Source organism: Halomonas borealis (assembly GCF_004798905.1).
In the GTDB taxonomy this organism is placed as follows: domain Bacteria; phylum Pseudomonadota; class Gammaproteobacteria; order Pseudomonadales; family Halomonadaceae; genus Halomonas; species Halomonas borealis.
In genome coordinates, this window is record NZ_SDMO01000040.1 from 1 (window position 1) to 335 (window position 335).

At 68.7% G+C, this 335-nt stretch carries 1 protein-coding gene; it reads left to right on the forward strand.

Annotation, left to right across the window (positions count from 1 at the left end; genetic code table 11):
• Positions 1–335: type VI secretion system tip protein TssI/VgrG (tssI, locus tag ETC07_RS15025; protein WP_136249325.1), on the forward strand; the 335-nt coding region annotated here is incomplete at both ends.

A 335-nucleotide genomic window follows, 5' to 3' on the forward strand; every position in this document is an offset into this window, starting at 1 on the left:
GCCTTCGTGGTCGGCCCCGAGGGCGAGGAGATCCACTGCGACGCGCATGGCCGGGTCAAGGTGCAGTTCCCCTGGGACCGCTACGCCGAACCCAATGAGACCGCCAGTGCTTGGCTGCGCGTCTCCCAGGGCTGGGCCGGTGGCGGCTACGGCATGATGGCGATTCCGCGCATCGGCCACGAGGTGATCGTCTCCTTCCTCGAGGGCGACCCGGACCAGCCGATCATCACCGGGCGCACCTATCACGCGGTGAATACGCCGCCGTACTCGCTGCCCGAGCACAAGACGCGCACCGTGCTGCGCACCCAGACCCACCAGGGCGAGGGCTTCAACGA